This window comes from Mitsuaria sp. TWR114 (genome assembly GCF_007997345.1).
The window spans coordinates 1-9,803 of sequence record NZ_VOSR01000706.1 but is presented as its reverse complement, the minus strand read 5'-3'; the positions used below and the strand labels follow the sequence as shown (position 1 = coordinate 9,803).

Here is a 9,803-nt window from a genome sequence, read left to right as displayed (position 1 = left end):
CTACGCCGACGACCTGGCCGCCGTGATCGAGACGCTGGACCTGAAGAACGCGGTGCTGGTCGGCTTCTCCACCGGCGGCGGCGAGGTCGCCCGCTACATCGGCCGCCACGGCACGGCGCGCGTGGCCAAGGCCGTGCTGGTGTCGGCCGTGCCGCCGATCATGGTCAAGTCCGACAAGAATCCCAACGGCGTGCCCAAGGAGGTCTTCGACGGCATCCGCGCCGCGCAGCTGGCCAACCGCTCGCAGCTCTACAAGGACATCCCCAGCGGCCCGTTCTACGGCTTCAACCGCCCCGGCGCCAAGGTCTCGCAGGGCCTGATCGACAACTGGTGGTTCCAGGGCATGCAAGGCGGCCACAAGAACACCTATGACTCGATCAAGGCGTTCTCCGAGACCGACTTCACCGAGGACCTGAAGAAGTTCGACAAGCCCACGCTGGTCATCCATGGCGACGACGATCAGATCGTGCCGATCGACATCTCCGGCCGCGCGTCGGCCAAGCTGATCAAGGGCGCGAAGCTGATCGTCTACCCCGGCGCGCCGCATGGCCTGACCGACACGCACAAGGAGCGCGTCAACGCCGACCTGCTGGCCTTCATCCGCCAGTGATCCTCGACGCGGCGTGACCCGCCGCTGCCCTTCCCCCACCTTCGGGGGAAGGGCCACGCGGGATTTCGGCTGGCGTGACGTTTGGTACGCTCGGTGATCTTTCCGATGGACGGCGCCGCGAGGCGCGGCTCGTGGACCTCGCCGATGCCGATCCCCCTTCCCCCCTCCTTGTCGCTGCCCCGCGTTCACGTGCTCGAACTCCAGGCCAGCGACGAGGACCTGCTGCAGCGGTTCTATGAACGGAACCCCCTCTACTTCGAGCAGGTCAACGGCGCCCCACCCCGTCCGGACGAGGCCCGCGAGGAAATCCGCGACCTTCCCCCCGAAGGATGGAGCTTCAGCGCCAAGCGCTTGCTGGGTTATGCGGACGACCAGGGCGAACTGGTCGCCATGGCATCGCTGGTGTCCGACCTGATGGCGCCGCGGGTCTGGCTGGTGGGACTGTTCATCGTCGCCACCGAATTGCATGGCTCGCCGGCCGCGCGCGAGATCTACGCTGAACTCGAACGCTGGATGCGGCGCCGCGGCGCTGCTTGGGTGCGGCTGGGGGTGGTCGTCGGCAACGACGCGCGGAACGCTTCTGGGAGCGCCAGGGCTTTGCCGAGGTGCGCCGGCGCGATGGCATCAGCATGGGCCAGCGCGTCAACTCGCTGCGGGTGATGGTCAAGCCGCTGGATGGCGGCCGCATCGCGGACTACCTCGAGATGGTGCCGCGCGACCGCCCGGGCGAGGCCTGAGCCGCGCGCGCTGACCACCAATGAATCAGGGCCCCAGCGGGGCCCTGTGTCGTTGGCGGCGACGGGTGGGTCCCGTCGCGAGGTCGCTCACTCGCCGAGGTAGGCCGCGCGCACCTTCGGATCGTTCAGCAGCGCCTTGCCGTCGCCCTTCATCGTGATCGCGCCCGACTCCATCACGTAGCCGCGGGTGGCCAGTTCCAGCGCGCGGCTGGCGTTCTGCTCGACCAGCAGCACCGTCACGCCCTGCTGGTGGATGTCGTTCACGACCTCGAAGATCTTGTCGACCATGATCGGCGACAGGCCCATCGACGGCTCGTCCAGCAGCAGCAGCTTGGGGCGCGCCATCAGCGCGCGGCCCATCGCCAGCATCTGCTGCTCGCCGCCGGACATGGTGCCGGCAAGCTGCGCGCGGCGCTCCTTCAAGCGAGGGAACAGGCCGAAGACTTTCTCGATGTCGGCCTGGATCTCGTTGTCGTTGCGGATGAACGCGCCCATCTGCAGGTTCTCGGTGATGGTCATGCGCGTGAACGTGCCACGGCCTTCCGGCACCATCACCAGGCCCTGCTTGGCCAGGTTCCAGGCGCCCTGGCCCTTGATCGAGCGGCCCAGGAACTTGATGTCGCCCACGGCCACCGGCTGCAGCCCGGTGACCGCCTTGAGCGTCGTCGTCTTGCCTGCGCCGTTGGCGCCGATCAGCGAGACGAGCTCGCCCTCGCGCACGTCGAAGTCCACGCCCTTGACTGCCTGGATGCCGCCGTAGGCCACCTTGAGGCCCTCGACCTGGAGGAGGATGTTGTCTGCCATCTTTTCGATTTCCGTAGGTCGGGATCAGGGGGCCGCCTGGGCTTCTTGCGCCGCGTGGGCGCCGAGGTAGGCCTCGATCACCTTGGGGTTGCGCTGCACCTCCGCCGGCGTGCCGGAGGCGATGAGCTTGCCGTAGTCCAGCACCGACACGTGGTCGCACAGGCCCATCACCAGCTTCACGTCGTGCTCGATCAGCAGGATGGTGCGGCCGTCGTTGCGGATGCGGTCGATCAGCTCGCGCAGCACCACCTTCTCGGTCGCGTTCATGCCGGCGGCGGGCTCGTCCAGCGCGATCAGCTTGGGATCGGTCGCCAGCGCGCGCGCGATCTCCAGCCGGCGCTGGTCGCCGTAGGACAGCGTGCGGGCCTTGAAGTCGGCATGCCGCTCGATGCCGACATAGGCCAGCAGTTCGCGGGCGCGGGCGGTGATCTCGGCCTCTTCCTTCTTGAAGCCGGGCGTGCGGAACACGGCGCCCATCAGGCCCGAATGGGTGCGCACATGGCGGCCCACCATCACGTTCTCCAGCGCGGTCATCTCGGCGAACAGCCGGATGTTCTGGAAGGTGCGCGCGATGCCGGTCTTGGCCACCTGGTGCACAGCCTGCGGCTTGTAGGCCTGGCCGCCCAGCTCGAAGGTGCCGCCATCGGGCACGTACAGGCCGGTGATCACATTGAAGAAGGTCGTCTTGCCGGCGCCGTTGGGACCGATCAGGCCATAGACCTGGCCCTTCTTGATCTCGATGCCCACATCCGACAGCGCCTGCAGGCCGCCGAAGCGCTTGGACGCGCCGGCCACTTTCAGTACGGTTTCAGTCATTCTTTCTGGCTCCTGGCACGGATCAGGCGTTGATGGCGCTGCCGGCGTTCGCGGGCGGCTGCGCCCCGGGCGGCAGCGGCCGCGACTTGCCGTGCTCGGGCGACGGCCACAGGCCGCGCGGACGCATGAGCATGATCACGATCATCGCCAGCGCGATCAGCAGCTGGCGCAGGATGGCCGCGTCCAGGCGGCGTCGGTCATCTCCTGCAGCGGACCGGCGACGTAGCGCAGCACTTCCGGCAGCGCCGCCAGCAGCAGCGCGCCCAGGATCACGCCCGGGATGTGGCCGATGCCGCCCAGCACGACCATGGCCACGATCATCACCGACTCCTGCAGGCTGAACGACTCCGGCGAGACGAAGCCCTGGAAGGCGCCGAACATCGAGCCGGCCACGCCGCCGAAGGTCGCGCCCATGCCGAAGGCCAGCAGCTTCATGTTGCGGGTGTTGATGCCCATGGCCTTGGCGGCGATCTCGTCCTCGCGGATGGCCATCCAGGCGCGGCCGATGCGGGAGTTCTCGAGCCGGTAGCAGATCACCACCGACGCGATCACCAGCGCCAGGAACAGGTAGTAGTACATCGACACCGAGTTGACCTCGATCCCGAAGAAGGTGTGGTTCTGGCTGAACTCGAAGCCCAGGAAGTGGACGCCGTCGATCTGGCCGATGCCGCGCGGGCCGTTGGTGATGTTCAGCGGGTATTCCATGTTGTTCAGGAACACGCGGATGATCTCGCCGAAGCCCAGCGTCACGATGGCCAGGTAGTCGCCGCGCAGCTTCAGCGTCGGCGCGCCCAGCAGCACGCCGAACAGCCCCGCCAGCAGCGCCGCCAGCGCGATGGCCAGCAGCAGCGGCAGGTGCAGCCCGTTGGGGAAGGCGGCGGCGATGTGCTCGAAGTTCTCCGCCAGGTGCGGGCTGTTGAGCAGCGCGAAGAGATATGCGCCCACCGCGTAGAACGCGACGTAGCCCAGGTCCAGCAGGCCGGCGTAGCCGACGACGATGTTCAGGCCCAGCGCCAGCAGCACGTACAGCAGCGCCAGGTCGATGATGCGCACCGGGCCGTTGCCGAAGGACTGCGCGAACAGCGGCAGCACCAGCAGCAGCACGCCGGCGACCAGGAAGGTGATCAGCTTGGATTTGTTGTGCATGTGAGGCTCCTCAGGCGCGATCGGCGACGCGTTCGCCCAGCAGGCCCGACGGACGCAGCGTCAGCACCAGGATCAGCGCGATGAAGGCGAAGATGTCGGCGTAATGGCTGCCCAGCACGCCGCCGGTCAGGTCGCCGAGGTAACCGGCGCCGATGGCCTCGATCAGGCCCAGCAGCACGCCGCCGACCATCGCGCCGGCGAGGTTGCCGATGCCGCCCAGCACCGCGGCGGTGAAGGCCTTCAGGCCGGGCATGAAGCCCATCGAGTGCTGCACGGTGCCGTAGTTGGCGGCCCACATCAGGCCGGCCACCGCGGCCAGCGCGGCGCCGATGATGAAGGTCAGCGAGATGACCGCGTCAGGCTTGACGCCCATCAGCGCGGCCACGCGCGGGTTCTCGGCGGTGGCGCGCATCGCGCGTCCCATCTTGGTGTGGTTCACCAGGAACAGCAGGCCGCCCAGGATCACGACCGTGGTGACCAGGATCAGCACCTGCGTCACCGTGATCACCGCGCCGCCGATCTGGATCGGGTCGGTGGGCAGCAGCTGCGGGAAGGGCTTGGGGTTCGGCTTCCAGATGATCATGGCCAGCGTCTGCAGCAGCAGCGACATGCCCATGGCGGTGATCAGCGGCGCGAGTCTGGGGGCGTTGCGCAGCGGCCGGTAGGCGATCTTCTCGATCGCGAAGTTGAGCAGCGTGCAGACGACGATCGCGCAAGCCAGCGCGATGATCATCAGCAGCCAGCCCGGCAGGCCCAGGCCAGCCAGCGCCGTGACGACGGTCCAGCTCACCAGGGCGCCTGCCATCAGCACCTCGCCGTGCGCGAAGTTGATGAGGTTGATGATCCCGTAAACCATCGTGTAGCCCAGTGCGACGAGGGCATACATGCTCCCGAGCACCAGCCCGTTGATGATCTGCTGAAAAAGTATCTCCATAAGGCCCCAGCATGTTGTTGGACACGGCTCGCGCCGCGTGACGGCGCTTGCGGGTGCAACCCGCGTGCCAATCCGTCCGTTTCAAGGGTATTCACCGACGCGGGCGCCACCATGCGCACCCGCCGGGCATGTCTCCCCAGTCTCGGCGACGCAACGAAGTGCGGAAATCCGCACAAACCGCCTAGCCAGCCGGGCGAATCCTCGCCAGTCGCAAAAAAGCCGGTGCGCCGGGTGCAAGGCGCGCGCCAACTTGGGCACACTGGACGACGATTTTTCGTCTCCCATGGAACCGGTCGTCACTTCCTCCTTCGTCACCTCCTCCGCCCGCCAGCGGCTGGCGTACTTCCTGGGCCGGCCGACCTTCTACCTCTACCTGACCGGCGTGCTGATGCTGCTGGGGCTGCTGCTGGGCCACCGCCTCAGCGAGCGCGCCAGCCTCGACCAGCTCAGCGCCCTGGCCACCGAGCGGCTGGAGCTCTACGCGTCCAACCTGCAGACCGAGCTGGGCCGCCATGCCTACCTGCCCAGCCTGCTGGCCATCGACGGCGACGTCACCCGGCTGGTCGAGCATCCCGACGACGAGGCCCTGCGCAAGTCGGCCAGCCTGGCGCTGGCGCGGGTCAACGTGCGCGCGGGCACGACGCAGATCTTCGTCGCCGATCCCGAGGGCCGCGTGCTCGCCTCCAGCGAGCCGCTGACCCCGCCGCTGCGCCTGCAGCAGGCCATCGAGCAGGACCGCCACCACTTCTTCGCCTCCGACGCCGGCCAGGCGGGGCTGAGCGGCTCGACCAATTTCTTCCTGCTGCATCCGCTGCGCCGCCACCAGCAGCTGCAGGGCGTGATCGTCGTCAAGCTCAACCTGGCGCCGCTGGAATCGACCTGGGTCGACCTGGGCCTGCGCTCGCAGGGGGAGCGCATCCTGGTCTCCGACGACCAGGGCGTGGTGATCATGAGCTCGGTGGAGGAATGGCGCTACGCGGTGCTCAACCGCGCCGACGCGTCCGAGCGCGACCGGCTGCAGGCCAGCGCGCGTTATCCGCGCGTTGGTCCGGACCTGGGCCTGCCCGGCGCGCTGGAGGCCTACAACAGCCTGCTGGTGCGCGCGCCGGCGCCGGCCAGCACGACGCTGCTGGCGCAGGAGCGCCAGCTGTTGCCGCTGGGCCTGCGGCTGCTGGCGCTGTCCGACCTGTCCGAGGTGCGGCGCCAGGCGCGGCTGGCGCCTGGAGCGGCGCGGCCTTCGGCGCGGCGATCGGGATGCTGCTGCTGTACCTCGCGTCGCGCCGGCGCGCGCTGCGACAACTCTTCCAGGCCAAGACCGAATTGCAGAACGCGCATGCGCAGCTGGAAAGAATCGTCGACGAACGCACGGCGGAACTCCGCCAGATCAACGAGGAGCTGCTCGATCAGATCGCCCAGCGCAGACAGGCCGAGGGCGAGCTGCTGCAGACCAGCAAACTCGCGGTGCTGGGGCAGATGTCGGCCGGTTTGTCGCATGAGGTCAACCAGCCGCTGACGGCCTTGCGCGCGCTGGCACGGAATTCGCAACGGCTGCTGGAGGCCGGCCGCCTGCAAGCGGTCGCGGACAATCTGCAGACGATGGACGACATGGTCGAGCGCATGGGACAAATCACCCGCCAGCTCAAGAGCTTCGCCCGCAAGGCGGAGCCGGCGCGCACGGCCGTGTCGCTGCTGGCCTGCGTGAACAACGCGCGGCTGCTGCTGGAACACCGCACCCGCGCGCTGGACCTGGCGGTGGAGGTCGACGTGCCGCCGGGGCTGCGCGTCAGCGCCGAGTCCAACCGGCTCGAGCAGGTGCTGGTGAACCTGCTGGGCAACGGCATCGACGCGATCGCGTCGGAGCCGCCGCCCGACGGCCCCGAGGACCCGCGCCGGCTGCGCGTGGCGGCGGTGCCGGCGGACGAAGGCCGGCGCGTGCTCGTGCAGGTGCAGGACAGCGGGCCGGGCTTGAGCGAGGCGCTGCTGCCGCGGCTGTTCGAGCCGTTCTTCACCACCAAGCCCGCCGGCGAAGGCCTGGGGCTGGGACTGGTGATCTCGTCCAAGATCGTCCACGAGTTCGGCGGCGCGCTGCGGGCGCACCGGCTGGACCAGGGCATGATTTTCGAATTCGACCTGGAGGTCGACACCTGGCAGGCCGAGGAGGGTCAGTATGTTTGAGGGCTACAAGGTCGTGTTCGTCGAGGACGACCTGCCGGTGCGGGTCAGCCTGACCCAGACGCTGGAGCTCGAGGGGCTGAGCGTCGTGCCCTGCCGCTCGGCCGAGGAGGCGCTGCCGCACGTGCAGCCCGGCGCGCAGGTGATCGTGATCACCGACGTGCGGCTGCCCGGCATGGATGGCCGCGCGCTGCTGGCGCACGTCCAGGCGACCGATCCCCAGATCCCGGTGATCCTGATCACCGCGCACGGCGACGTGAACATGGCCGTGCAGGCGATGCGCAACGGCGCGTACGACTTCATCGAGAAGCCCTTCGCGCCGGAGCGGCTGCTGGACACCGCGCGCCGCGCACTGGACCTGCGCATGCTGCGCCACTCCGCGGACGAACTGCGCGCGCAGCTCTCGGCCGCCAGCGGCATCGAGGCGGCGCTGCTGGGCAAGTCCCCGGCGATGCAACAGCTGCGGCGCCAGGTGCTGAACCTGGCCTCCACATCGGCCGACGTGATGATCCTGGGCGAGACCGGCACCGGCAAGGAACTGGTCGCGCGCTGCCTGCACGACCAGAGCCCGCGCCGCGACCGGCACTTCGTCGCCATCAACTGCGGCGGCCTGCCCGAGGCGCTGTTCGAGAGCGAGCTCTTCGGCCACGAGTCGGGCGCGTTCACCTCGGCGGGCAAGCGCCGCATCGGCAAGATCGAGCATGCCAACGGCGGCACCCTGCTGCTCGACGAGATCGAGACCATGCCGGTGCCGCTGCAGATCAAGCTGCTGCGCGTGCTGCAGGAGCGCCGCGTCGAGCGGCTGGGCTCCAACGAGGAACAGGTCATCAACGTGCGCTTCATCGCCGCGAGCAAGGCCGACCTCAAGGAAATGGGCGAGCGCGGGCAGTTCCGCAGCGACCTCTACTACCGGCTCAACATCGCCACGCTGGTGCTGCCGCCGCTGCGCGAGCGCCGCGAGGACATCCCGCTGCTGTTCGAGCACTTCGTCGCGCAGGCCTGCAAGCGCTATGAGCGCGAGGCGCCCGAGCTCACGCCGGACAAGCTGCGCGAGCTGATGGCCCACGACTGGCCCGGCAACGTGCGGGAGATCCGCAACGCGGCCGACCGCTTCGTGCTCGCGCTGGACGACCTGGACTCCACCGCCGCGATCCAGGCGGTGCCCAACCTGGCGCTGGCGCGCCAGATGGAGATGGTCGAGAAGGCGCTGATCGAGCAGGCGCTGCGCCGCTCCGGCGGCAAGGTGCCGGCGGCGATGGAATTGCTGGGAACGCCGCGCAAGACGCTGTACGACAAGCTGCACCGGCACGGGATCCAGCTCGACGATTTCCGTTGACACGTCGAACGAGGGGGAACCCCCTCACCCTAACCCTCTCCCCCTCTGGGGGCGAGGGGATGAATGTGCCCCTTGTGCGTGCGAGAGGACGGGGGGAGTTTCACCCTCTCCCGCTTGCTGCGGGAGAGGGAGGGGTGAGGGTCTTCTCACTCCCCACGGCGCTCGGTGCTTGTTGAAGCGCTCCCTTCCTGCCATCTCTCTGCGCCAGCATGGGGGAGAGATTTTCCCGGCAGGCCGCGAAAACCCCTCCCCCATACCCCGACACGTCACCGTCCTGCGACGGCCCCGCACCGAGGCCTTCCCAGACGGCGTCGCGCCAGGTTCAGGCAGCCTGACGCACGCCCTGCTGCGCCTCGTCCAGCACCGCCTTGAGCTGCTGGATGGTGGCGGGCTTGACCAGGTAGGCGCTGGCGCCGCGCCGGATCGCCTCGGCGGCATCGCCTGGATCCGAGGTACCGGTGAGCATGACGATCGTCATCGGACCACCGCTGAGCGCCTCGCTGACGAAGTCCATGCCCTGCCCGTCCGGCAGTGCCCGGTCCAGGATCAACGCGTCCGGCCGCCGCGCGGCAATGCGGGCGCGCGCCTCGGCCAGGGTCGCGGCGGTGGCGGCGGTGTAGCCCTCCAGCTCCAGAAGGATGGCCAGCGTCTCGCTGGATTCGAGGCTGTCGTCGACGATGACGGCGTACGGTTGCATGGCAAACCCTGCGGTAAGAGGTCCATGGAGAAGATCCCGTACATGCGCACCAGCGGCGCCCAACGGGCAGGCATGGCCCTCTGATGGCAATTCCCGTGCCCTCGCCGTCCTAGGCGCGACGAGGAACGAACGACGCTTCAGGCTGCCACCGGAATGGGGGGACGGCGATTCCACCCCGGGTCGGGACGGATCTTTGCCCTGCGCCTTTCTGACCATAATCCGCGCCTTGGCGATCGGGGCCGGCCCTTGCGCCGCCCCGCCGTCCGCGCGCCCGACCGCCCGCCGAGTTCCATGACGACGATCGACGCCTCCATTTCCCCCGAGTTGCTGCCCCGCCTGCGCCGCTGCACCGCCCCCCTGCACGACGAGATCGAGGCGCTGCTCCGGCTCGAGGCGCCGATGCCGCTCGCACGCTACGGTCGGATCCTGCGCGGCTTCCATGAATTCCTTCAGCTCTGGGAACAGCGCGTGCGCCACGCGCTGCCCGAGCCGCTGCGGCCGTGGTTCGACGCGCGCCGGCGCGCCCCGTTCGCCGCGCACGACCTGGCCGC

General features: G+C 68.9%; 9 protein-coding genes and 2 pseudogenes. 6 read left to right on the top strand and 5 right to left on the bottom strand.

Annotated features, from left to right (window positions below):
- Both FUT87_RS22815 and FUT87_RS22810 read left to right on the top strand, forming a co-directional pair.
- Positions 1-610, top strand: a 610-nt coding sequence (locus FUT87_RS22815; protein ID WP_147242489.1) for an alpha/beta fold hydrolase, incomplete at its 5' end; no start/stop codon positions are given.
- A gap of 168 nt (positions 611-778) precedes the next feature.
- On the top strand, positions 779-1,270 hold the full coding sequence (locus FUT87_RS22810; protein WP_186830715.1) for a GNAT family N-acetyltransferase: 492 nt from the start codon (positions 779-781) through the stop codon (positions 1,268-1,270).
- Between the two features lie 164 nt (positions 1,271-1,434).
- Here the strand turns inward: FUT87_RS22810 and FUT87_RS22805 are convergent, their stop codons facing one another.
- The 4 genes and pseudogenes from FUT87_RS22805 to FUT87_RS22790 all read right to left on the bottom strand — a co-directional run bounded on the left by FUT87_RS22805 (position 1,435) and on the right by FUT87_RS22790 (position 5,047).
- The gene (locus FUT87_RS22805; protein ID WP_147242487.1) at positions 1,435-2,151 is read right to left on the bottom strand and encodes an ABC transporter ATP-binding protein; all 717 of its coding nucleotides are present in this window, start codon (positions 2,149-2,151) and stop codon (positions 1,435-1,437) included.
- A 24-nt stretch (positions 2,152-2,175) separates the two neighbouring features.
- Positions 2,176-2,967: an ABC transporter ATP-binding protein gene (locus tag FUT87_RS22800; protein ID WP_147242486.1), complete on the bottom strand. Its 792-nt coding sequence runs from the start codon at positions 2,965-2,967 to the stop codon at positions 2,176-2,178.
- 22 nt (positions 2,968-2,989) lie between these two features.
- Positions 2,990-4,113, bottom strand: a pseudogene (locus FUT87_RS22795) (ABC transporter permease subunit).
- Between the two features lie 10 nt (positions 4,114-4,123).
- On the bottom strand, positions 4,124-5,047 hold the full coding sequence (locus FUT87_RS22790; RefSeq protein WP_091723702.1) for a branched-chain amino acid ABC transporter permease: 924 nt from the start codon (positions 5,045-5,047) through the stop codon (positions 4,124-4,126).
- Positions 5,048-5,330: 283 nt separating this feature from the next.
- Here FUT87_RS22790 and FUT87_RS29225 point away from each other — a divergent pair, with 283 nt between their 5' ends.
- The 3 genes from FUT87_RS29225 to FUT87_RS22775 are packed head-to-tail and all read left to right on the top strand — an operon-like array spanning position 5,331 to position 8,555.
- Positions 5,331-6,560 carry a hypothetical protein gene (locus FUT87_RS29225; RefSeq protein ID WP_186830714.1) on the top strand — a complete coding sequence of 410 codons (1,230 nt, stop codon included), beginning with the start codon at positions 5,331-5,333 and terminating at the stop codon, positions 6,558-6,560.
- Positions 6,509-7,222, top strand: a complete 714-nt coding sequence (locus FUT87_RS22780; protein WP_186830713.1) for a sensor histidine kinase — start codon at positions 6,509-6,511, stop codon at positions 7,220-7,222. Before FUT87_RS29225 ends, FUT87_RS22780 begins: the two co-directional genes overlap by 52 nt.
- Positions 7,215-8,555 carry a sigma-54 dependent transcriptional regulator gene (locus FUT87_RS22775; protein ID WP_091723698.1) on the top strand — a complete coding sequence of 447 codons (1,341 nt, stop codon included), beginning with the start codon at positions 7,215-7,217 and terminating at the stop codon, positions 8,553-8,555. Before FUT87_RS22780 ends, FUT87_RS22775 begins: the two co-directional genes overlap by 8 nt.
- A gap of 322 nt (positions 8,556-8,877) precedes the next feature.
- Here FUT87_RS22775 and FUT87_RS29220 read toward each other — a convergent pair whose 3' ends face one another.
- The gene (locus tag FUT87_RS29220; protein ID WP_186830513.1) at positions 8,878-9,252 is read right to left on the bottom strand and encodes a response regulator; all 375 of its coding nucleotides are present in this window, start codon (positions 9,250-9,252) and stop codon (positions 8,878-8,880) included.
- Positions 9,253-9,543: 291 nt separating this feature from the next.
- Here FUT87_RS29220 and FUT87_RS29215 point away from each other — a divergent pair.
- A pseudogene (locus FUT87_RS29215) lies at positions 9,544-9,803 on the top strand (hypothetical protein); the annotation flags it as partial.